At 70.9% G+C, this 22,182-nt stretch carries 22 protein-coding genes; 18 read left to right on the top strand and 4 right to left on the bottom strand.

Annotated features, from left to right (window positions below):
- Positions 1-10: 10 nt before the first annotated feature.
- From N8A90_RS09045 to N8A90_RS09010, 8 genes are read left to right on the top strand one after another with little or no spacing between them, the layout of a single operon-like run.
- Positions 11-568 (top strand): bifunctional adenosylcobinamide kinase/adenosylcobinamide-phosphate guanylyltransferase, encoded by a 558-nt coding sequence (locus N8A90_RS09045; RefSeq protein WP_262074472.1) that lies wholly within the window; start codon positions 11-13, stop codon positions 566-568.
- Positions 565-1,431 carry an ABC transporter substrate-binding protein gene (locus tag N8A90_RS09040; RefSeq protein ID WP_262074470.1) on the top strand — a complete coding sequence of 289 codons (867 nt, stop codon included), beginning with the start codon at positions 565-567 and terminating at the stop codon, positions 1,429-1,431. Before N8A90_RS09045 ends, N8A90_RS09040 begins: the two co-directional genes overlap by 4 nt.
- Positions 1,428-2,432 carry a FecCD family ABC transporter permease gene (locus N8A90_RS09035; protein ID WP_262074468.1) on the top strand — a complete coding sequence of 335 codons (1,005 nt, stop codon included), beginning with the start codon at positions 1,428-1,430 and terminating at the stop codon, positions 2,430-2,432. The genes N8A90_RS09040 and N8A90_RS09035 overlap by 4 nt, the downstream gene beginning before the upstream one ends.
- The gene (locus N8A90_RS09030; protein WP_262074467.1) at positions 2,429-3,211 is read left to right on the top strand and encodes an ABC transporter ATP-binding protein; all 783 of its coding nucleotides are present in this window, start codon (positions 2,429-2,431) and stop codon (positions 3,209-3,211) included. The genes N8A90_RS09035 and N8A90_RS09030 overlap by 4 nt, the downstream gene beginning before the upstream one ends.
- Positions 3,212-3,227: 16 nt before the next feature.
- Complete coding sequence (gene cobO, locus N8A90_RS09025; protein WP_262074465.1) at positions 3,228-3,797, top strand: cob(I)yrinic acid a,c-diamide adenosyltransferase; 570 nt, start codon at positions 3,228-3,230, stop codon at positions 3,795-3,797.
- A gap of 5 nt (positions 3,798-3,802) precedes the next feature.
- Positions 3,803-4,465, top strand: a complete 663-nt coding sequence (gene bluB / locus N8A90_RS09020; RefSeq protein ID WP_262074463.1) for a 5,6-dimethylbenzimidazole synthase — start codon at positions 3,803-3,805, stop codon at positions 4,463-4,465.
- A gap of 4 nt (positions 4,466-4,469) precedes the next feature.
- The gene (cbiB, locus tag N8A90_RS09015) at positions 4,470-5,453 is read left to right on the top strand and encodes an adenosylcobinamide-phosphate synthase CbiB (RefSeq protein ID WP_262074461.1); all 984 of its coding nucleotides are present in this window, start codon (positions 4,470-4,472) and stop codon (positions 5,451-5,453) included.
- Positions 5,454-5,489: 36 nt separating this feature from the next.
- Entirely contained in the window at positions 5,490-6,530 is a 1,041-nt protein-coding gene (locus tag N8A90_RS09010; RefSeq protein ID WP_262074460.1) for an aminotransferase class I/II-fold pyridoxal phosphate-dependent enzyme, read from the top strand.
- 3 nt (positions 6,531-6,533) lie between these two features.
- Here the strand turns inward: N8A90_RS09010 and N8A90_RS09005 are convergent, their stop codons facing one another.
- Together N8A90_RS09005 and N8A90_RS09000 are read right to left on the bottom strand one after the other, a co-directional pair.
- The gene (locus N8A90_RS09005) at positions 6,534-6,704 is read right to left on the bottom strand and encodes a hypothetical protein (RefSeq protein ID WP_262074459.1); all 171 of its coding nucleotides are present in this window, start codon (positions 6,702-6,704) and stop codon (positions 6,534-6,536) included.
- A 124-nt stretch (positions 6,705-6,828) separates the two neighbouring features.
- The gene (locus tag N8A90_RS09000) at positions 6,829-7,749 is read right to left on the bottom strand and encodes a LysR family transcriptional regulator (protein ID WP_262074457.1); all 921 of its coding nucleotides are present in this window, start codon (positions 7,747-7,749) and stop codon (positions 6,829-6,831) included.
- Positions 7,750-7,950: 201 nt separating this feature from the next.
- On the opposite strand from N8A90_RS09000, the gene N8A90_RS08995 reads away from it, so the two are divergent.
- From N8A90_RS08995 to N8A90_RS08980, 4 genes are all read left to right on the top strand, one after another.
- Positions 7,951-8,832 carry an alpha/beta hydrolase gene (locus N8A90_RS08995; protein ID WP_262074454.1) on the top strand — a complete coding sequence of 294 codons (882 nt, stop codon included), beginning with the start codon at positions 7,951-7,953 and terminating at the stop codon, positions 8,830-8,832.
- Positions 8,833-8,987: 155 nt separating this feature from the next.
- Positions 8,988-10,241 carry an efflux RND transporter periplasmic adaptor subunit gene (locus tag N8A90_RS08990; protein ID WP_262074453.1) on the top strand — a complete coding sequence of 418 codons (1,254 nt, stop codon included), beginning with the start codon at positions 8,988-8,990 and terminating at the stop codon, positions 10,239-10,241.
- Between the two features lie 41 nt (positions 10,242-10,282).
- Positions 10,283-13,546 (top strand): efflux RND transporter permease subunit, encoded by a 3,264-nt coding sequence (locus N8A90_RS08985; RefSeq protein ID WP_262074451.1) that lies wholly within the window; start codon positions 10,283-10,285, stop codon positions 13,544-13,546.
- 35 nt (positions 13,547-13,581) lie between these two features.
- Positions 13,582-15,057, top strand: coding sequence for an efflux transporter outer membrane subunit (locus tag N8A90_RS08980; protein WP_262074448.1), 1,476 nt, complete (start codon positions 13,582-13,584; stop codon positions 15,055-15,057).
- On the opposite strand, the gene N8A90_RS08975 is transcribed toward N8A90_RS08980, so the two are convergent.
- Complete coding sequence (locus N8A90_RS08975; RefSeq protein ID WP_262074447.1) at positions 14,982-15,206, bottom strand: hypothetical protein; 225 nt, start codon at positions 15,204-15,206, stop codon at positions 14,982-14,984. The two genes, N8A90_RS08980 and N8A90_RS08975, sit on opposite strands and share 76 nt — an antisense overlap.
- A gap of 119 nt (positions 15,207-15,325) precedes the next feature.
- Between N8A90_RS08975 and N8A90_RS08970 the strand changes: the two genes are divergently transcribed.
- Positions 15,326-16,057, top strand: a complete 732-nt coding sequence (locus tag N8A90_RS08970) for a class I SAM-dependent methyltransferase (protein WP_262074446.1) — start codon at positions 15,326-15,328, stop codon at positions 16,055-16,057.
- Positions 16,058-16,097: 40 nt separating this feature from the next.
- On the opposite strand, the gene N8A90_RS08965 is transcribed toward N8A90_RS08970, so the two are convergent.
- Positions 16,098-17,489, bottom strand: a complete 1,392-nt coding sequence (locus N8A90_RS08965) for a GntP family permease (RefSeq protein WP_262074444.1) — start codon at positions 17,487-17,489, stop codon at positions 16,098-16,100.
- A 59-nt stretch (positions 17,490-17,548) separates the two neighbouring features.
- Between N8A90_RS08965 and N8A90_RS08960 the strand changes: the two genes are divergently transcribed.
- The 5 genes from N8A90_RS08960 to N8A90_RS08940 form a co-directional block, all read left to right on the top strand.
- A complete protein-coding gene (locus N8A90_RS08960) occupies positions 17,549-19,132 on the top strand; it encodes a cobyric acid synthase (RefSeq protein WP_410087656.1) in 1,584 nt (527 codons plus the stop codon).
- A 4-nt stretch (positions 19,133-19,136) separates the two neighbouring features.
- Positions 19,137-20,183 carry a nicotinate-nucleotide--dimethylbenzimidazole phosphoribosyltransferase gene (gene cobT, locus N8A90_RS08955; RefSeq protein ID WP_262074442.1) on the top strand — a complete coding sequence of 349 codons (1,047 nt, stop codon included), beginning with the start codon at positions 19,137-19,139 and terminating at the stop codon, positions 20,181-20,183.
- The gene (gene cobS / locus N8A90_RS08950) at positions 20,180-20,959 is read left to right on the top strand and encodes an adenosylcobinamide-GDP ribazoletransferase (RefSeq protein WP_262074440.1); all 780 of its coding nucleotides are present in this window, start codon (positions 20,180-20,182) and stop codon (positions 20,957-20,959) included. The genes cobT and cobS overlap by 4 nt, the downstream gene beginning before the upstream one ends.
- A 7-nt stretch (positions 20,960-20,966) precedes the next feature.
- Complete coding sequence (locus tag N8A90_RS08945; RefSeq protein WP_262074438.1) at positions 20,967-21,665, top strand: histidine phosphatase family protein; 699 nt, start codon at positions 20,967-20,969, stop codon at positions 21,663-21,665.
- 134 nt (positions 21,666-21,799) lie between these two features.
- On the top strand, positions 21,800-22,182 hold a 383-nt coding region (locus tag N8A90_RS08940; protein WP_262074434.1), incomplete at its 3' end, for a cysteine peptidase family C39 domain-containing protein.

Genomic DNA, 22,182 nt, shown 5'->3' with positions numbered 1-22,182 from the left:
GCCCCGTCAAATGCCCCGTGAACGCGAACTGATCCTCGGCGGCCAGAAGAGCGGCAAGTCGCGCCGCGCCGAAACGGCCGCCGCCGCCTGGCTGGCCGCCGACCCCGCGCGCGACGCCGTGCTGATCGCCACCGCGCAGCCGCACGACGCCGAGATGCGCGAGCGCATCGCGCGCCACCGGGCCGACCGCGCGGCGCGCGTGCCCGGCCTGCGCACGGTGGAAGAGCCGCGCGCGCTGCCCGACGCGATCGCGGCACTGTCGGCGCCCGGCACGCTGGTCGTGGTCGACTGCCTCACGCTGTGGCTCACCAGCCTCGCGATGCCGCTGCACGGCGCGCCCGTCGATGCCAGCGATGCCGCTGCGTCGCTGGTCGCCGCGCTGCATGAGGCGCGTGGCCCCATCGTCCTCGTCGGCAACGAGATCGGCCTGGGCGTGATCCCGCTGGGCCGCGAGGTGCGTGCCTTCGTCGACGCCCTGGGCCAGCTCAACCAGGCCGTGGCCGCGGTGTGCGACCGTGTCACGCTGATGGCGGCCGGCCTGCCGCTCACCCTGAAGGAACCCGTATGACGCGCTTCCTGCGCGCGCTGCTGGCCTGCGGCGCCTGGCTGGCCTTCGGCTGCGCGGCCCACGCGCTGCCGGTGACCGACGAACGTGGTGCCGTGGTCGACCTGCCGGTGCCGCCGCAGCGCATCGTCACGCTGCTGCCCTCGCTGACCGAAGCGGTCTGCGAGATGGGGGCCTGCAGCCGGCTGGTCGGTGTCGACCGCTATTCCAATTCACCCGCGGCGGTGCGCGCGCTGCCGCAGGTCGGCGGCGGGCTCGACCCGAACGTCGAGGCCATCGTCGCGCTCCGGCCCGACGCGGTGCTGCTGGCCAAGTCGTCGCGCGTCATCCAGCGGCTCGAATCGCTCGGGCTCAAGGTGCTGGTGCTCGAGCCGAAGAACCATGCCGACGTGCAGCGCGTGCTGGGCAAGCTCGACGAGGTGCTGGGCACGCACGAGGCCGCGCGCGTCTGGCGCGTGATCGATGCCAGCGTGTCGGCCGCGGCGCAGTCGGTGCCGCCCGCGGCGCGGGCCATGCGCGTCTATTTCGAGGTGAACAACGGTCCCTATGCGGCCGGCGAGAGCTCCTTCATCGGCGAGACGATGGCCCGCCTGGGCGTGCGCAACATCGTGCCGGCGTCGCTCGGGCCCTTTCCCAAGATCAACCCCGAGTACGTGGTGCGCGCCAACCCCGACCTGATCATGGTGGGCGAGCGCAGCGCCACCGGGCTGGAGCAGCGGCCGGGCTGGGCCGGCATCCGTGCGGTGCGCGAAGGGCGCGTCTGCCGTTTCACGGCGGCCGAGTCCGACGTGCTGGTGCGGCCCGGCCCGCGCATGGGCGAGGCCGCGCGCCTGATGGCGAAGTGCCTGGTCGACAAGGCGCCATGAAGCAGCACCGACGTCGCGCGCTGTTCCTCGCCCTCGCCCTGCTGGCGCTGTCGGCCGGCGCACTGCTGTTCGGCCTGGGCATCGGCAGCACCGGCTTCCAGAGCGTGCTGGCGGCGCGGCATGACCCGATCGCGCTGCAGATCGTCTGGGACATCCGGCTGCCGCGCACGCTCGGTGCCTGGCTGGCCGGCGGGCTGCTCGGGCTGGCGGGCGCGGTGGCGCAGGGGCTGTTCCGCAACCCGCTGGCCGACCCGTACCTGCTGGGCAGCGCGTCCGGCGCGTCGCTGGGCGTCGCCGTCGCGCTGCTGCTGTTCGGCGCTTCGCCGGGCACCACGCAATGGGTGGTGCGGCTGGGCCTGACCGGCGCCGCCTTCGTCGGCGCGGTGGTCGCCGTGCTGCTGACGCTGACGCTCGCGCGCGGCGTGCAGCAGACGCTGCGCCTGCTGCTGGCGGGCGTGATCGTCGGCGTGGTGCTCGGCGCGGTGAAGGACCTCGTCACCATCCAGTCGGCCGACATCCTGGTCGCGCTCACCGGCTTCATGCTGGGCAGCACCGGCCTGGTCGGCTGGAGCGCCTGCGCGCTGATGGCGGTGTTCGGCGCGGCCTGCCTGCTGCTGGGCTGGGCGCTGGCGCCGGTGCTCGACGGCCTGGCGCTGGGCGAGTCGACCGCGGCCAGCCTGGGCCTGCCGCTGGGTGCGATGCGCGCGGCGCTGGTGGCGGTGCTGGCACTGGCTACCGGGGCGGCGGTGGCGCAGACCGGCCTCATCGCCTTCGTCGGCCTGGCCGCGCCGCACCTGGTGCGCTCGGTCGTCAAGACCACGCATGCCTGGCTGCTGCTGCTGTCCACGCTGATGGGCGGGCTGCTGCTGATGACGGCCGACCTCGGTGCGCGCTGGCTGATCGCGCCGCAGGAGCTGCCGGTCGGCGTGCTGACCGCCGTGCTCGGCGGCAGCTACCTGCTGTGGCTGATGCGTCGCCGCAGCCTGCGAGGTGGCCGATGATGCCCACCGGTACGCCCGCACTGCAGGCCGAAGGCGTGTACGCCACGCTCGGCCAGACGGTGGTGCTGCACGGCATCGACCTGGCGCTGCCGGCCGGCCGCTGGAGCGCCATCGTCGGCCCCAACGGTGCGGGCAAGTCGACGCTGCTGCGTGTGATGGCGGGCCTGCTGGCGCACGAAGGCGCGGTGCGGCTCTTCGGCGAATCGCTGGCGCGCCTGCCCGGCCGCGCCCGCGCGCAGCGTCTGGCCTGGCTGGGGCAGGGCGGGGCGGGCGAGGGCAGCGCCGACGACCTGCTGGTCTACGACGTCGCCATGCTGGGGCGCCTGCCGCACCAGCGCTGGCTGGCGGCGCCGAGTGCGGCCGACCATGCCGCGGTCGAGCGCGCGCTGCGCAGCACGCAGGCCTGGGACTGGCGCGAGCGGCCGCTCGGCCAGCTCTCGGGCGGCGAGCGCCAGCGCGTGCTGCTGGCGCGCGCGCTGGCGGTCGAGGCCGAGGTGCTGCTGATGGACGAGCCGCTGGCCAACCTCGACCCGCCGCACCAGGCCGACTGGATGCACACGGTGCGCGCGCTGGTGGCCGAGGGCCGCACGGTCGTCAGCGTGCTGCACGAACTCTCGATGGCGCTCGCCGCCGACACCGTGGCGGTGATGGCCGAGGGCCGGCTGCTGCACCACGGCGAGGCCGCCGCTGCAGCCACGCACCAGGCGCTGGAACGCGTCTTCGACAACCGCATCGCCGTGCACCGCGTCGCCAACCAATGGATCGCGCTGCCCCGCTAGACAACCAAGGAATCTCATGCAAATCGAAACCCCACCCAGCGTCAAGCCCTACGAGAAGGCCGAGGGCGAACGCCGCGGCCTCGTCATCGTCAACACCGGCGACGGCAAGGGCAAGAGCACCGCCGCCTTCGGCCTCGCGCTGCGCGCCCACGGCCGCGGCAAGGCCGTGAAGATCTGGCAGTTCATGAAGGTGCCGACGGCGCGCTTCGGCGAGCACCGCATGTTCGAGCAACTCGGGATACCGATCGAAGGTCTGGGCGACGGCTTCAGCTGGAAGAGCCAGGACCTGGAACATTCGGGCCAGCTCGCGCGCGACGGCTGGGCGCGGGCCAAGGCGTCGATCCTCTCGGGCGAGCACTTCCTGGTGGTGCTCGACGAGATCACCTACCCGCTGATCTACGGCTGGCTGCCGCTCGACGACGTGCTCGCCACGCTGCACGATCGGCCCAAGGAGGTGCATGTGGTGCTGACCGGCCGCCGCTGCCCGCCGGAGATCGTCGAGCTGGCCGACACCGTGACCGAGATGACGCTGGTCAAGCATGCGTTCAAGGCCGGCATCCCGGCGCAGCGCGGCATCGAAGACTGACGACGATGAGCGCGCAGGACTTCACGGCGGCCGAGACGCGGGCCGTCTACCGCGCCATCCACGAGCGCCGCGACATGCGGCACTTCGCGGGCGGCGCCGTGGCGCCCGACGTGCTGCGCCGGCTGCTCGACGCCGCGCACCACGCGCCGAGCGTCGGCTTCATGCAGCCGTGGCGCTTCATCCGCATCCGCGATGCGGCGCTGCGCCAGCGGCTGCATGCCACGGTCGAGCAGGAACGGGTGCTGACCGCGCGGGCCCTCGGCGAGCGCGAAGACGAATTCATGCGCCTGAAGGTCGAAGGCCTGCTGGACGCAGCCGAGCTCATCGCGGTGACGCTGGCCGATGCGCGCGAGCCCCATGTGTTCGGCCGCCGCACGCTGCCGCAGATGGACCTGGCCTCGGCTGCCTGCGCCATCCAGAACCTGTGGCTCGCCGCGCGTGCCGAAGGGCTGGGCATGGGCTGGGTGTCGCTGTTCGATCCGGTGACTGTCGCGGCGCTGCTCGGCCTGCCCGCCGGCGCCGAGCCGATTGCCTTGCTGTGCCTCGGGCCGGTGCACGATTTCTACGACGAGCCGATGCTCCAGCGCGACCGCTGGGCGCGGCGCGCGCCGCTGGCGTCGATGGTGTTCGACGACCGCTGGGGTGCGCCGTCGACCCTGTTCGATTGAGCGCATGACGGTGTCCGCCTCCACGCTCGACGCGCTGCGCATGGCCGGCACGATGAGCGCGGCCCTCTGGATCGCGCTGCTGATCGACCATGTGTTCGGTGAGCCGCCCGCGCGCTGGCATCCGGTGGTGTGGATCGGTCACTACCTGGGATGGGTCGGCCGGCGCATCGCGCCGATGGGCGCATCGACGGCGCGCGCCTTGCCCTTTGCCGGCGGGGCGCTCGCCTGGTGTGTCGGTGCGGCCGTGGTCGGTGGGGTGGCCTTCGGCATCGAGCGCGCCTTGTGGATGTTGCCGTTCTGGGCCACCGCCCTCGGCCTCGGCCTACTGCTCAAGCCCTTGCTCGCCTGGCGCATGCTGCGCACCGAGGTGATGGCGGTCGAGGCTGCCTTGGGTGTGTCGCTGGAGGCCGGCCGCGCCCAGCTCGCCCGGCTGGTGAGCCGCGACGTGCGAGCGTTGAGCGCGGCCGAGGTGCGCGAAAGCGCGATCGAATCGCTGGCCGAGAACCTCAACGATTCGGTGGTCGCACCGCTCTTCTGGTTCGTGCTCCTCGGCCTGCCGGGCGCGGCGCTCTACCGCTTCGCCAACACGGCCGATGCGATGTGGGGCTACCTCGGCCTGCGCAACGGCCGCGACTGGACCTGGGCGGGCAAGTGGGCGGCGCGGGCCGACGACCTGCTCTCGTGGGGGCCGGCGCGCATCACCGCGCTGCTGCTGCACGGCCTGGCGCGACACCCGGGCTGGCGCGCGCTGCGCCGCGAAGCCCGCCGAACGCCGTCGCCCAACAGCGGCTGGCCGATGGCCGCGATGGCGTTGCGCCTGGGCGTGCGGCTGGGCAAGCCGGGCGTCTATGTGTTGAACGCCGACGGGCGGCTGCCGCAGTCCGTCGACACGCCGCGCGCGGCGCGCGCCGGTGGCCGTGCCGTGCGTGCGGCGGTGGCGCTGGCCACGCTGGCCTTCTTCCTGGGTGCCTGGGCCGTGCGCGGCTGAGGGGCCGCCTCGGGCCTTGCGTATCCTCCTTTCGCCATGGTTTCTCCCTTTCCCTCGTCGACGACCGCGGCCGTCGTGCACGGCGGCCCCGATGCACTGGGCGTCGCGGCGCACGACTTCTCGACCAACGGCAACGCCTGTGGCCCGTGCCCCGTCGCGCTCGCTGCGCTGCAGGCGGTCGACGCTGCGCACTACCCCGATCCGCAGTACACCGCGCTGCGCGAAACGCTGGGCCGTTTCCATGGCGTCGATGCCGAGCGCATCGTCGTCGCGGCCAGCGCGAGCGAATTCATCTTCCGCATCACCGCGGCCTTCGCGTCGCGCGGAGGGCGCCATGTCGCGCTGCCGCCGCACGGCTATGGCGACTACCGGCGCGCGGCGCGTGCCTGGGGGTTGACGGCGGTGACCTGGAACGACGGCGAAAGGGCGGGCGGCCCTGCGCCGTCGCTGCATTGGGCCTGCGATCCGTCGAGCCCGCTGGGCCAGCCGGAGGCGGGGCTCGGAGCGCGCATCGACCGGCTGCCGGACGGCGCGGCCTGCGTGCTCGACCTGGCCTACGAACCGCTGCGCCTGGACGGCGCCCTGGCGCTGAACGCGATGCAGCGGGATCGCGTCTGGCAGCTCGTCACGCCGAACAAGGCGCTCGGCCTGACCGGCATCCGCGCGGCCTACGCGATCGCGCCACGCGCGGACCGTGACCTGCGCGAGGCCGTGGTGCAGCTCGCGCCCTCGTGGCCGGTCGGCGGGCATGGGGTCGCGCTGCTCGCCGCCTGGACCTCGGCGGAATCACGGGCGCGTCTGGAACGCACTCGCGAAACGCTGGCCGGATGGAAGCTGCAGCAGATGGCGATGTGCGCATCGCTGGGCTGGGAATGCCTGCCGAGCGTCGCCAGCTTCTTCTGCGTGCGCCCCGGTGTGGAGCCTCTTGCGGCCCTGGCGGCCGGCCTGCGCGGCCATGGCATCAAGGTGCGCGAGGCGGCGTCGTTCGGGCTGCCGGAGGCGCTGCGGCTGGCGGTGCTGCCGCCGGCCTCGCAGGCGGCCCTGTATGCCGCGGTGCAGTCGCTGCGCGCACGCTGAGCGTCAGTCCCCGGACTTCTCCTCGCCGGGCTGCTCCTCGAGCTTCTTGTTGCGCACCTGCTTCATCATTTCCTCGCCCTCGGTGTCCTTGCCGTCGGTGGGCACGGATTCTTCCTGGGTGATCTCGGGCTCGTCGTGGTGGGCGGGCTGGCTGGGTCTGGGGGGCGTGGTCATGCGCATCTCCGTGGTGATTCGGTGGGTGATGCACGACCATGGCCCACCGACGGCGCCGGGCACGGCAGGTCAACGCGCCCCTGCGTGTCGGCGGAGGCCGACAGCCGACTCGCTGCTGCGCCGGTCAGCTGCGCTGCAGCTGCAGTTGCGGATGCTTGCCGAACAGCTCCGCCGTCCAATCGACGAAGGCGCGCACCTTGGCGCTCAGGTGCCGGTTGGGCGGGTACACCACGTAGATCGGCAGCGGCTCGCGGGTCCAGTCCGGCATGATCTGAACCAGTTCGCCGCGGTCCAGGTAGGGCTGGGCGATGAAGGTCACCATCTGCGAGGCGCCCAGCCCGGCCAGCACCGCCGTGGTGTGCGAGTTGCTTTCGTTGACCGCCAGGCGGTAGGGTGCATCGGGCTCGATGTGCTCGCCGTCCTTGTTGAACTCCAGCGGGTACATGCGCCGCGTGCTGCCGGAGAAATGGTTCACCACGCGATGGCTCTTCTCCAGGTCGTGCGGATGCTTGGGCACGCCGTGGCGGCGCAGGTAGCCGGGCGACGCGACGTTGATGAAGGGCAGGTGGCCGATGCGGCGCGCCACCAGCGACTGGTCGCTGATTTCGCCGACACGGATCACGCAGTCGACGTTGTCGGCGATCAGGTCGACGATGCGGTCCGACACGCCCATGTCGAGCTGGATGTCCGGGAAGCGCTCGTAGAAGCTCTCGATGGCCGGAATCAGCAGCAGGTTGGCCATCGACGAGCCGACGTCGATGCGCAATCGCCCCGACGGGTTGGCCTGCGCGTTGATCATGCTGGCGTCGAGATCGTCCAGTTCGGTGAGCAGCCGCGAGGCGCGTTCGTAATAGGCGGCGCCGTCGGGCGTGACCGTCACTCGGCGGGTGGTGCGGTTGAGCAGCTTGACGCGCACGCGCGCCTCCAGCGCCTGGATCTGCTTGGTGACCGTGCCCTTGGGCAGGGCCAGCGAGTCGGCCGCGCGCGTGAAGCTGCCGGTTTCCACCACGCGGGCGAAGACCCGCATTGCCTGGATCTGATCCATCCGATTGTTCCTGCTCTCTTGTCGGCTTGTGGCCGCTGGCTGCCGCAGCTCCCTGCTGCGTGGGCGGATTCTCACACGCAGGCGCGGCGTCGATTGTTCGTCGTGGGGAAACGGTGAGATGGCAAAGTACCTCTTCCGGTGCCGGCTGGCGCCCGTACATTTCATCCATCGTCTAACCACCCGACCGCCCACAGGTTCACCATGTCCACCCGTCCCGTGCCCACCGCCCCCGAGTCTTCCGGCCTAGCCGCGTTGCCGGCCGCGGCCGAGAACGACATCACGATCCTGCTGCCCAAGCGGGAACCGGTGGCCGCCCGCACCTACGGCGTGCGCACCGGGCGGGGCCTGCCCGCCGATCGGCCGCTGGTGCTGCACCTGCACGGCGGCAACTTCGCCAACGGCGACCTGGACGACGGCCGCGCCGTGGCGCGCATGCTGGTGGCGGCGGGCGCCACGGTGGTGTCGATGGCCTACCCGCTGGCGCCGCTGCATCCCTTTCCGGACGCGATCGAGGTCGGCTACGAAGCGCTCGAATGGCTCTACAAGCAGCGCACCAAGCTGGGCGGGAAGGGCGCACGCATCTACCTGGCGGGCGAGGAAGCCGGCGGCAACCTGGCCGCGTCGCTGGCGCTGATCGCGCGTGACCGGGCCCATCCGCCGCTGGCCGGCCAGATCCTGCTGTCGCCGATGCTCGACCCGTGCGCCGGCACCGCCTCGCTGCGCCAGGCCACGGGGGATGCGACCGACTGCAAGTACAGCGAAGGGTGGCAGAAGTACCTGCGCTGCCCGCGTGATGCGGAGCATCCGTACGCGGTGCCGGGCTCGTCCCGCCGCCTGGCCGACCTGGCGCCGACGCTGGTCCTGACTGGGCAGAGCGACCCGATGCGCGACGAGGCCGTGCGCTACGCGAAACGGCTCGAAGAGGCCGGCATTCCGGTGCGCAGCGAGGTCCTCGATGCCGCCAAGGGCTGGCCCGAGGCGCTGGCCGATCCGGCCACCTGCATCGACTGTCCGTGCGCACCGCTGGTGACGCAGCGTTTCCGCGAGTTCTTCGAGAGCACGCCCACGCAACCGCCGCACTAGGCGCCGGCCGGCGGGCCTCGGAGACAGGCCGCCGGCATCCCCTTCCATTCTGAATTTCGGCACCCGGATGCCCGGGGGCTGGCCCTTTTGTCGCCCGGCGCCATGCGCCGGATGGCCTTTTGCTTTCAAAAACCACCTCGAGGACGGAAATCACCATGAACAAGCAACCAGCCAACCCGCTCGTCGCCACCGCCCGCCGCGGCCTGTGGCCCACCGTGACCGTGCTGACCGCGGTCGCTGCCATCGTCTCGGCGCTGTTCGGGCTGCGCCCGATGGAGGCCGAAGCGAACACGCCCGCGGCCACCGCACCGCGCGCCACGCCGGTGTCGGTCGCGACCGTCGCCCAGACCGAGATCACCGCCTGGGACGAGTTCTCGGGCCGGCTCGAGGCGGTCGAGCGCGTCGATGTCCGCTCCCGGGTCGCCGGTGCGGTGCAGTCGGTGCATTTCCGCGAAGGCTCGCTGGTGAAGAAGGGCGACCTGCTGATCACCATCGACCCGGCGCCGTACGCGGCCGAGGTCGACCGCGCCGAAGCGCAGGTCGCGTCGGCCCAGGCCCGCGCCGCCTTCAGCCGCAGCGAGCAGGAACGCGCCAAGCGCCTGTGGGACGAGCGCGCCATCGCCCAGCGTGAACTGGACGAACGCAGCAACGCCGGCCGCGAGGCCGAAGCCAGTCTGCGTGCCGCGCAGGCATCGCTGCAGAGCGCGCGCCTGAACCTGGGCTACACGCAGGTGCGGGCGCCGGTGGCGGGCCGCATCGGCCGGATCGAGGTCACGGTCGGCAACCTGGTGGCCGCCGGCCCCGGTGCGCCGGTGCTGACCACGCTGGTCTCGGTCAGCCCGATCTACGCGAGCTTCGACGCCGACGAGCAGATCGTGGGCAAGGCGCTCAAGGACATGGCGAGCAGCGGCGCCGGCGCGCGCAGGCCACTCGACCAGATCCCGGTGCAGATGGGCACGGCCGCCACCGAGGGCACGCCCTTCGAGGGCAAGCTGCAGCTGATCGACAACCAGGTCGACGCCCGCAGCGGCACGGTGCGCGTGCGCGCCGCCTTCGACAACCAGGACGGTTCGCTGATCCCCGGCCAGTTCGCCCGCATCCGCATGGGCCAGGCCCACACCAGCCGCGTGGTGCTGGTGAGCGAGCGCGCCGTGGGCACCGACCAGAACAAGAAGTTTGTGATGGTCGTGAACGGCGAGAACAAGACCGAGTACCGCGAAGTCGTGCTGGGCGCGCCGGCCAACGGCCTGCGCGTGGTCACGCAGGGCCTGAAGGCGGGTGAACGCGTGGTCGTCAACGGCCTGCAGCACGTGCGCCCCGGCACGCTGGTCGAGCCGGCGGTGGTGCCGATGGACGCGGCGCAGGCCAAGACCCAGGCCGCTGCCACCCAGGTCGCCGCGACGAAGTGAGCCCGGGCGCGTTTCCCTTGCCGCCGCTCTGAAAGAACACCATGAATCTCTCCAAATTCTTCATCGACAGGCCGATCTTTGCCGGCGTGCTGTCGGTGCTGATCCTCATCGCCGGGCTGATCGCCATGCGGGCGCTGCCGATCTCCGAATACCCCGAAGTCGCGCCGCCCTCGGTGGTGGTGCGCGCCCAGTACCCGGGCGCCAACCCGAAGGTGATCGCCGAGACGGTGGCGACGCCGATCGAGGAGCAGATCAACGGGGTCGAGGGCATGCTCTACATGGGCAGCCAGGCGACCACCGACGGCGTGATGACGCTGACCGTGACCTTTAAGCTGGGCACCGACCCGGACAAGGCGCAGCAGCTGGTGCAGAACCGCGTCTCGCAGGCCGAGCCGCGCCTGCCTGAGGAAGTGCGCCGGCTCGGCATCACGACCATCAAGAGCGCACCCGACCTGACGATGGTCGTGCACATGGTGTCGCCCAACAACCGCTACGACATCAACTACCTGCGCAACTACGCGGTGCTCAACGTCAAGGACCGGCTCGCGCGCATCCAGGGCGTGGGCCAGGTGCAGATCTTCGGCGGCGGCGACTACGCGATGCGCGTCTGGCTCGACCCGCAGAAGGTCGCGCAGCGCGGCCTCTCGGCCAGCGACGTGGTGGCGGCCATCCGCGGCCAGAACATCCAGGCGGCGGCCGGCGTGGTCGGCGCATCGCCGGGTCTGCCCGGCGTGGACATGCAGCTGTCGATCAACGCGCAGGGCCGCCTGCAGAGCGAGGAAGAGTTCGGCGACATCATCGTGAAGACCGGCACCGACGGCGCCGTGACCCGCCTGCGCGACATCGGCCGCCTCGAGATGGGCGCCGCCGACTACTCGCTGCGCTCGCTGCTGAACAACGACCCGGCCGTCGGCATGGGCGTGTTCCAGTCGCCCGGCTCCAACGCGCTCGACATCTCGCGCGACGTGCGCGCCACGATGGACGAGCTGGCCAAGAACATGCCCGAGGGCGTGGAATACCGCATCGCCTACGACCCGACGCAGTTCGTGCGTGCGTCCATCGAATCGGTGGTGCACACGCTGCTCGAGGCCATCCTGCTGGTCGTGCTGGTGGTGATCCTGTTCCTGCAGACCTGGCGCGCGTCCATCATTCCGCTGCTGGCCGTGCCGGTGTCGGTCATCGGGACTTTCGCGGTGCTGCACATCCTGGGCTTCTCGATCAACGCACTGAGCCTGTTCGGGCTGGTGCTGGCGATCGGCATCGTGGTGGACGACGCCATCGTGGTGGTGGAGAACGTCGAGCGCAACATCGAGGCGGGGCTGAGTCCGCGCGACGCCACCTACCGCGCCATGCGCGAGGTGTCGGGCCCCATCATCGCGATCGCGCTGGTGCTGGTGGCCGTGTTCGTGCCGCTGGCCTTCATCAGCGGCCTCACCGGGCAGTTCTACCGCCAGTTCGCGGTGACCATCGCGATCTCGACGGTGATCTCGGCGATCAACTCGCTCACGCTGTCGCCCGCGCTCGCCGCCTTGCTGCTGCGTGGCCATGACCAACCCAAGGATGCGCTGACGCGCTTCATGGACAAGTACCTCGGCTGGCTGTTCCGCGGTTTCAACAAGCTGTTCCATCGCGGTTCCGAGGCCTACAGCGGCGGTGTCAAGGGCGTGATCGGGCGCAAGACGCTGATGATGGTGGTGTATCTGGCGCTGATCGGCGTGACCTTCGGCCTGTTCAAGGCGGTACCGAGCGGCTTCGTGCCAGCCCAGGACAAGCAGTACCTGATCGGCTTCGCGCAGCTGCCCGACGGCGCCACGCTCGACCGCACCGAAGACGTGATCCACCGCATGGGCGAGATCATGAAGAAGAACCCGAACATCGAAGACGCCATCGCCTTCCCGGGTCTGTCGATCAACGGCTTCACCAACAGCTCGAACTCGGGCATCGTGTTCGCCACGCTCAAGCCGTTCGCAGAGCGCGAGCGCAAGGACCAGAGTGGCGGCGCCGTCGCGGGCCAGCTCAACGGGGCTTTCGCCAGCATCCAGGATGCCTTCATCGTGATGTTCCCGCCGCCCCCGGTGGCGGGCCTGGGCACCACGGGCGGCTTCAAGCTGCAGGTGGAAGACCGCGCCTCGCTGGGCTACGACCAGATGGACGCAGCCGTGAAGGCCTTCATCGGCAAGGCACGGCAGGCACCTGAACTGGCCGGCATGTTCACCAGCTGGCAGGTCAACGTGCCGCAGCTGTACGCCGACATCGACCGCACCAAGGCGCGCCAGCTCGGCGTGCCGGTGACGGACATCTTCGACACCATGCAGATCTACCTGGGCAGCCTGTATGCGAACGACTTCAACAAGTTCGGCCGCACGTACTCGGTGCGGGTCCAGGCCGACGCACCGTACCGCGCCCGTGCCGAAGACGTGGGCCTGCTGAAGGTGCGCTCGACCACCGGCGAGATGGTGCCGCTGTCGGCGCTGATGAAGGTCAACGCGAGCTTCGGCCCGGAACGCGCCATGCGCTACAACGGCTACCTCACGGCCGACATCAACGGCGGCCCGGCCCCCGGCTATTCGTCGGGGCAGGCGCAGGACGCCATCAAGCGCATCGCCGCCGAGACGCTGCCGCAGGGCATCGGCTTCGAGTGGACCGAGCTGACGTACCAGGAAATCCTGGCCGGCAACTCCGCCTTCCTCGTCTTCCCGCTGGCGCTGCTGCTGGTGTTCCTGGTGCTCGCCGCGCAGTACGAGAGCCTGACGCTGCCGATCGCGATCATCCTGATCGTGCCGATGGGCCTGCTCGCCGCCATGACCGGTGTCTGGATCTCGGGGGGCGACAACAACGTCTTCACGCAGATCGGGCTGATCGTGCTGGTGGGGCTGAGTGCGAAGAACGCGATCCTGATCGTGGAGTTCGCCCGAGAGCTCGAATTCGCCGGGCGAACGCCGATCCAGGCCGCCATCGAGGCCAGCCGCCTGCGGTTGCGCCCCATCCTGATGACCTCGCTGGCCTTCGTGATGGGTGTGCTGCCCCTGGTGCTCTCGACCGGTGCCGGCTCCGAAATGCGCAAGGCGATGGGCGTGGCGGTGTTCGCCGGGATGATCGGCGTGACGGCCTTCGGCCTGTTCCTGACACCGGTGTTCTACGTGTTGCTGCGCCGCCTCACGGGCAACCGCCCGCTCAAGCAGCACGGCGAGGTGCCGCACGACGTCGAGGCGTTTGCCCCGGCCGGCGACCTCTCGGTGGTGCACGGCGGCGGCGGCGCCCCGCTGCACCCGCACCCGGCGGCACCCCGCCACCCGATCGAATGAACGGCGCACGACGCCCGACGCAGGAGCCTTTCCTCATGACAAGCCTTTCATCCTCTTTCGCCCACTGGCTCACGCCGCTGGCCGCCGCGCTGGTGCTCGCCGGCTGTGCCTCGGTGGCCGAGCTGCCGGCCACGGTGGCCGCCCCGGCGCAGTTCAAGGAAGCGCCGACGGCGCAGGCCGGCACGGCCCCTGTGCAGCCCGCCGGCGACTGGTGGCGCGCCTTCAACGACCCCGTGCTCGACGACCTGGTCGCCCGTGCCGGCGCCAGCAACACCAGCATCCAGCAGGCCGCCGCGCGGCTGGCCGAGGCGCGCGCGCTGGCGCGCAGCGTCGACGCCGACCGGTCGGTGCAGGTCGGCCTGGGCGGCGGCGCGAGCCGATCGCAGGGCCTGGACCGCAACCAGAGCAACCGGCCGTCGACCCTGCTGAACGCCGGTGCCAGCGTGTCCTACGAACTGGACCTGTTCGGCCGCCTCTCCGGCGCCAGCGATGCCGCGGCACTCGACGCGCAGGGCAGCGCCGCGCTGCTGCAGAGCGCCAAACTGCTGGTCCAGGCCGAGGTCGCGCAGAACTACCTGGCGCTGCGCGCGCTCGACGACGAGCGCACGCTGATGCGCGACACCGTCGAGGCCTACCGCGACACGCTGCGCCTGACCGAGCGGCGCGAGCGCGCCGGCGACCTGGCCGAGCTCGATGTCGCGCGTGTGCAGACCGAGCTGGCCTCGACCGAATCCGACGCGCTGGCGCTCGACCGCCAGCGCGCGCTGGCGGAACACGCCCTGGCCGTGCTGCTGGGCGAGACCGCCTCGCAGTTCAGCCTGACGCGCGAAGCGTGGCGCACCGCGCTGCCGAGCATCCCCGCCGGCCTGCCGTCGACGGTGCTCGAGCGCCGGCCCGACGTGCTGGCGGCGCAGAAGACCGTGATGGCCGCGCAGGCGCGTGTCGGCGTGGCGCAGACGGCGTGGTTCCCGAGCATCTCGCTGACCGGTGGCGGCGGCTACGCGTCGCCCGAACTGGGCGACTTGTTCAAGTGGTCGGCCCGCTCATGGGGCATCGGCGCGCTGCTGTCGCTCCCCATCCTCGACGGCGGCCGTCGCGAGGCGGGCGTGCAGAGTGCATCGGCCCGGCTCGACGGCGCGCTGGCCACCTACCGGTCGCAGGTGCTCGTCGCCTTCCAGGAGGTCGAAGATCAACTGGCCTCGTTGCGGCTGCTGGACGAGCAGGCAGTGGTGCAGGCGCGGGCCGTGAGTTCAGCGGCGCGGGCCACGGCGCTGTCGGATACGCGCTACCGCAACGGCTACGTCAGCCAGCTCGACCTGCTGGACGCCCGGCGCAGCGAACTGCGCAACCGCCGCCAGGCGCTGCAGGTGCGCTCGGCGCAGTACCAGGCGACGGTCGGCCTGATCCGCGCGATCGGCGGCGGCTGGGGCGATGTTCAGTTGGCCGCGACCGAGCCGGCCGCAGCCACGCGCATGAGTTCGGCCACGCCGATCGAGAAGGCGCTGGAGTAGGTGGCCTGCGCGGCCACCGCGGAGCAGGCTGGGCGGTAGTACAGGGCGTCGGAACCGGCGACCGGCTCCGTGGCCGCCATCATCAGCCAGACGTACTGGCCATCGGCGCGTTGCTGAACAGTGAGGGCGAGGTCGTGGGTGGCTTGCATGTAGTCTATTGTATTAACTTTCATGGGCGCGGGCTGTTCATCACGTCGACAGTTGGGTCAGGTCACCGTGGCATGTTGGGCGCACAGTCGCTCCTTCTCGCCTCACCTTCGGAACGACCATGTCATTTGGGGAATCGGCAGCGATCTACAACACGACGCGCCTGTCTTATGCCGAGGAAGTCGTCGACCGGGTCGCCGACATTGTCGGCGCGACGCGCGGTCACTCGATCCTCGACATCGGCTGTGGAACGGGCATCGCAACGCGGCAACTGGCGGCGCGCGGCTTCCGGATGGTCGGCACTGACGTGGACGCGGATATGGTCGATGAAGCCCGCGCGCTGGGCGCGGCAGGCCGCTACCAGGTCGCAACCGCCAGCCAGCTCGATTTCCCGGATGCGGCGTTCGACGGAGCCACGGCGTTCGGCGCGTTTCATTGGTTTTCCGATGAAGCGTCCGTTCGCAGCATCCAGCGCGTGCTGCGACGCGGCGCGGCCTTCGTCGTCGTCAACAAGAACGACGTCGGCGATTTTCGTGAATCCATCGTCGAGATCGTCAGCCGCCATGTCGCACTCTCGAGCGCCCGCCCGAAGCGCGACTACCGGCCCGCGACGACGCTCGACGCCTTCGGTTTCGATGCGGTCGAGGAGACCGTCATCCCGGTGATCGAGCATCTTTCCCTGACTCAGACCGTGGCACACGTCCGGTCCATGCGGCTGTGGGAGGAAGTACCGCCGTCGCTCCACGACACGATCGAAGCCGAGTTGCGTTCCAATCTCGCCGGCCGGCTCGATGCGCGCGGGATCTTTCAGCGTCCGCTGTCTGTTGCGATGGTTTGGGGGCGCAAGCCGTAGGCCACTTTGTCCCGATTGCCTCGGCGGCCGCCCCGACCGGCTATTTCACCGGCATCGCCACGTTCATCAAGAGCACCATCCCCAAGCCCACCAGCGCCACGATCGACTGCACCACCGTGATGGTCCGGGTCGCCTCGCCCATGGACATGCTGAACGATTCCTTCACCAGCCAGAAGCCGGCGTGGTTGGCGTAGTTGAAGAACAGCGAGCCGCTGCCGATCGACAGCGCCAACAGCGGCAGATTGAGGGTGGGGTCGGCACCGGCCAGCGGCGCCAACAGGCCGGCCGCGCCCACGATGCCGACCGTGGCGGAGCCGGTGGACACCGATAGCAGCATGGCGATGAGCCAGCCGAGGACGAGCGGCGGAAAGGCGAACTGCTGGGTCAGGTGCACGATCGCATCACCGACCTTGGCGCTGGTCAGGATCTGCTGGAAGGCGCCGCCACCCGCGATGATCAGCATGATCCCGGCGATGGGCTTGAGGCTGGCGCCCATGGCATCGCGCAGGTCTTCGGCGTCGCCACCGCGCGCATACACCAGGGCCACCGCAGCGAACAGCACGCCGAGCAGCATCGCGATGATCGGGTTGCCGATGAACGCCGCGGCACCGGCCATGGCCGAACTCTTGGCCAGAAACGTTTCGCTCAACGCGTGCACCAGCATCAGCAGGGCGGGCAGCAGCGCCGCGAAGGCGCCCAGGGCCACGCCGGGCGGGTTGGCGGCGCTGGCCGCATGCTTTTGCGTGAGCGTGAACTGGTCCAGCAAGGCCTGGTCGGGGCGGGTGGTCATGCGCGGCGCGATGAAGGCGCCGTACAGCGGCCCGGCCAGCACCATGGCGGGCAGGGCCGCGACGAAGCCGTAGAGCATCGTCGGGCCGACGCTGGTCTTGAGCGCGGCGATGGCGGTCAGTGGACCGGGGTGCGGCGGCACCATGCCGTGCATCGCGGCCAGCGCGGCGATGACCGGCACGCCGACGTACACATAGGCCGAGCCCTTGAAGCGCTCGCGCCCCTCGAGCTTGCGCGCCACGCTGAAGACCAGCGGCAACATCACCACCAGGCCCACCTCGAAGAACATCGGGATGCCGACGATGAAGGCGACAAGGGTCATGGCCCAGGGAATCAGGCGGTCCGAGGCGTGGCGCAGCAGCGCGTTGGCGATCTGCTCGGTGATGCCCGCATCGGCGAGGATCTTCCCGAGCATCGCGCCCAGCGCGATGACCACGCCGACCGCGCCGAGCGTCTTGCCGGCGCCGTTGGTGATATTCCTGGCGATCTCGCCGAGCTCCATGCCGGTGGCCAGCCCGACGCCGACGCAGACGACCAGCAAGGCGACGAGTGGGTGCATGCGCACGCGCGAGACGATGAGGGCGACCAGCAGCAGGACGCTGGCCAGGGCGGTGAGCAGGAGATGGATGTCGGTGGAAGTCATGTGATTGTTTGAAGGGGTCGTCCGCCGTCGGATGTCGCCCCTCGTTTTCGATCGATTCTATGAATTCGAGCCTGTTGTCGCTGACGCCCGCCCGCCGCGTTGACGCCGACGACAATCGCCCCATGACAGCGAAATGCGTGATGGTTCTGGGAACAACGAGCGGCGCCGGCAAGAGCTGGCTGGCCACCGCGCTGTGCCGCCACTACGCCCGACAAGGCTTGCGCGTGGCGCCTTTCAAGGCGCAGAACATGAGCAACAACGCGCGGGTGGTGGAGGGCGGCGAGATCGGCAGCGCTCAGTACTTCCAGGCGCTGGCCGCCCGCGCCATGCCCGAGGTGCGCATGAACCCGCTGCTGCTCAAGCCCGAGCGCGACACGCACAGTCAGGTCGTGCTGCTGGGGCAGGTGAGTGCCGAACTCACCGCGCTGCCGTGGCGCGGCCGCAGCGAGCGCGTGTGGCCGCAGATCGCCGCGTCGCTCGACGCGCTGCGCGCCGAGAACGACGTGGTGGTGATCGAAGGCGCCGGCTCGCCGGCCGAGATCAACCTGATGGCCAGCGACATCGTCAACCTGCGCGTCGCGCGCCACGCCGAGGCACGCTGCCTGCTGGTGACCGACATCGACCGCGGCGGCGCCTTCGCGCATCTCTACGGCACCTGGGCGCTGATGCCCGAGGCCGACCGCGCGTTGCTGCGCGGCTTCGTGCTCAACAAGTTTCGCGGCGACGCGGCGCTGCTCGCGCCGGCGCCGCAGATGCTGCAGGACATGACCGGCGTGCCGACCGTCGCGACGCTGCCGATGTGGTGGCAGCACGGCCTGGCGGAGGAGGACGGCGTTTTCGACGACCGTGAAACGTGGACCCCCACGCTCGGCACTGGCGTGTCCTCGCTGCCCCCCGAGGGGGCGCTCGCGCCTTGGGGCGGCCCGGCGGCGCTCGGTCGGCCACCGGTAATCGCAGTCGTGGCCTACCCACGCATCAGCAACCTCGACGAATTCCAGCCGCTGAAGAACATGCCCGGCGTGCGCCTGCGCTGGGTCCGCAGCCCGGCCGAGCTGTCCGATGCCGACTGGGTCGTGCTGCCCGGCTCCAAGCACACCAGCGGCGACCTGGCCTGGCTGCGCGCGCAGGGGCTGGACCGCGCCGTGGCGGCGCACGCCGCGCGCGGCGGCCGGGTGCTGGGCGTGTGCGGCGGGCTGCAGATGCTGGGCGAGGCGCTGATCGACCCGCACGGCATCGACGGCAACGCGCCGGGCCTGGGGCTGCTGCCGCTGGTCACGGTGTTCGCGCCCGACAAGACGGTGCGCCAGCGCGAGGCCACCTTCGCGAACCTGCACGGCGCATGGGCTGCGCTGTCGAACGTCGGTGCGCGCGGCTACGAGATCCACCACGGCCAGACGGCCGAGCACAGCGCGATGGCCGCGGCCGGCGACCGCGCGCATGCCGCGATGCCCGACGGCCTGGCCTGGCAGAACGCGGCGGGCAACGTGCTGGGCGTGTACCTGCACGGCCTGTTCGAAGACCCGGCCGTGCTGCAGGCGCTGTTCGGCGCCACCGCGCCCACACTCGATGCCGTCTTCGATGGCCTCGCCGATTTCATCGATGCGCATTTCGCACCCGGTGTGTTGTCTTCCCTGATCGATTGAGCCCATGTCCACACTCACGCTTCCTCCCGTCGTCGATCTGCACGACGCCGCCCTGACCGGTCGACTTCAGCACGCGATCGACAACAAGACCAAGCCGCTCGGCGCGCTGGGCCGCCTCGAGGCGCTGGCGCTGCGGATCGGCACGATCCTCGACAGCGAAGCGCCCAGGCTGGCGCAGCCGCAGATGCTGGTCTGTGCGGCCGACCACGGCCTGGCGGCGCGCGGCGTGTCGGCCTATCCGGGCGACGTGACCTGGCAGATGGTCGAGACCTTCCTGGCCGGCGGTGCCGCCGTGAGCGTGCTGGCGCGTCAGCACGGCCTGGCGCTGACGGTGGTCGACTGCGGCGTGCGCCGCGACTTCACGCCGCGCGACGGATTGGTCGTGCGGAAGGTGGCGCAAGGCACGGCCGATGCGTCGACCGGCCCGGCGATGAGCGCCGCGCAGTGCGCCGAAGCCGTGGCCAACGGCATGGCGATCGTGCGCGAGCTGCCCGGCAACGCGCTGCTGCTCGGCGAGATGGGCATCGGCAACAGCTCGGTGGCCGCGATGCTGCTGGCGCGTCTGGTCGGCCACGACATCGAGGCCTGCACAGGCGCCGGCACCGGCCTCGACGCCGAGGGCCGCGCCCGCAAGGCGCGCGTGCTGCGCGACGTGCTCGCGCTGCATGCCGATGCCGCCGCGCCGCTCGACGCGTTGGCCGCCTTCGGCGGCTTCGAGGTCGCGACCCTGGTCGGCGCCGTGCTACAGGCGGCCGAGGAGCGTCGCGTGATCGTGGTCGACGGTTTCATCGCCAGCGCGGCCGTGCTGGTGGCGCAGGCGCTGCGGCCGCAGGTGGTGCAGCGCTGCGTCGCGGCGCATGTGTCGGCCGAGCCGGGCCATGCGCTGCTGCTGGCGCACCTGGGGCTCGACCCGCTGCTGCACCTGGATCTGCGGCTGGGCGAGGGCTCTGGCGCCGCGCTGGCCTGGCCGCTGCTCGAATCGGCCTGCGCCGTGCTGCGCGACATGGCCAGCTTCGAGGCCGCCGGTGTGGCGCGCAAGGACGCGCCGTGAGCGGCGTGCGTCATTTCCTGCTGGCGCTTCAGTTCTTCACCCGCATCCCCGTCACCGGCCGGCTCGCGCAATGGGTCGGCTACAGCCCGGCGATGCTGCGGGCGAGTGCCGCGCACTTTCCGGCGGTCGGCTGGGTCGTCGGCGCGATCGGCGCACTGGCACTGGCCGGCGCGCTCGCGCTGTGGCCGCCGCTGGTCGCCGCGGTGCTGTGCACGGTGGTGACGGTGCTCGTCACCGGCGCCTTCCATGAAGACGGCCTGGCCGACGTGGCCGATGGCCTGGGCGGTGCGTCGACCCGCGAGCGTGCGTTGGAGATCATGAAGGACTCGCGCATCGGCGCCTTCGGCGCCATTGCCGTGGTGCTGGCGCTGGGGCTCAAGTTCGCGCTGCTGGCGGCGCTGGCCGGGCAGGGCGCCTTCGTCGTGTGTGCGGCGTTGCTGGCCGCCCATGTGCTGTCGCGGCTCGCGCCGCTGGCCGTGATGCGCGCGTCGCCCTACGTCGGCGGCGAGGGCGGCAAGTCCAAGCCGATGGCCGATGCGGTGAGCGGCGCCTCGGTGGCCGTGGCGGTGGGGTGGTCGCTGCCGGCCGCGGCGCTGCTGGTGGTCGTGGGCGGCGTCGTGAACGGCGTGGCGGCCTTGCTCGCGGCCGCGGGGGTCGCCGTCTTCATGGTGCGCCTGCTGCGCCGCCGGCTCGGCGGCTTCACCGGCGACGGGCTCGGCGCCACGCAGCAGCTGAGCGAACTCGCGATCTACCTCGCGCTGGCGGCGCGGCTGTGAGCGCACGGTGAGCACGCTCTGGCTGCTGCGGCACGCGCCGGTCGACGCGCCGGCGGGCCTTTGCTACGGCCGCACCGACCTGCCGTGCGCGGCCCAGGCCACGCAGGCGGTCGCCGCACAGATCGCGCCGCTGCTGCCGGCGGACATCACCCTCCACACCTCGCCCCTGCAGCGCTGCGCGGCGCTGGCCCGCGCCATCGCCGCGCAGCGACAGGCGCTGTCGCAAGCGACGATCGACCCGCGCCTGGCCGAGATGGACTTCGGCGCCTGGGAAGGCCAGCCCTGGGACCGCATCGCCCGCACCGACTTCGACGCCTGGATGGCCGACTTCGCCGATGGGCGCGCCGGCACGCATGGCGAGAGCACGCGCCTCTTCATGACACGGGTCGGCCAGGCGTGGGACGCCTGGCGCGTGTCGGGTCGCGACGCGCTGTGGGTCACGCACGCGGGGGTGATGCGCGCGGTGCTGTTGTTGCAGCGCGGGGTGCGGTGCCCGGCCCGAGCCGACGACTGGCCACGCGAGCCCATCGCCTTCGGCGAATGGCGGATCTTGGCGCTCGGAGCATCACATGCTGGCGGTCCGCAGGCGCAGGCGCAGGCGCAGGCGCAGGCGCAGGCGCAGGCGCAGGCACTGCGCTCGAGCACGACTTCCGGACGACCTGAACGCAAGATCACTTCGTCCCTTTCGTGCGGCGACGATCTTTGACGTTGGTGTCTTGATGAGACCTTCCGTAGGCGCAATCCAACGTCCATATATTTGTGCAGGGGTCTGGTCGCAAACCGATCTGAGTCGGTTATCTTCCGACGACCTGAACCGCAGAGTTCAGCAGGGAGAGGTCGATGACAGGCGTGGTCGCAGGCACGGCAGTAGCCGCTGCATTCTCGGGTCCGGAGGGTGAGTCAGAGGCTGCTCAGCGGGTCTCGGCTATGGCGCCGTTGGCGGCCCTTTGCACGATCGCCCGCTTCCATCACGTTGCAGCCGACCCCGCGACCCTGGCGCATCAGCTCGGCCTGTCACCCAGTGACACCAATGACACCATCGACACCGCGACGCTTCTGCGCGCAGCCAGACAACTCGGGCTGAATGCCAAGCGCAGCGCCACCGACCTGAAGCGTCTGGCCCTGGCGCCGCTGCCGGCCTTGGCAGTCCTCCGCGCCGACGATGGTCATGAGCGCTTCGTCGTGCTGGCCCAGTGCGACGCACAACGCGTTCTGCTGCAAGA

The sequence above is a fragment of the Variovorax sp. N23 genome, assembly GCF_025486315.1.
Lineage (GTDB): Bacteria > Pseudomonadota > Gammaproteobacteria > Burkholderiales > Burkholderiaceae_C > Variovorax.
Note: the sequence above shows the minus strand (reverse complement) of the source record. Positions and strands in the feature narration are given on the sequence as shown.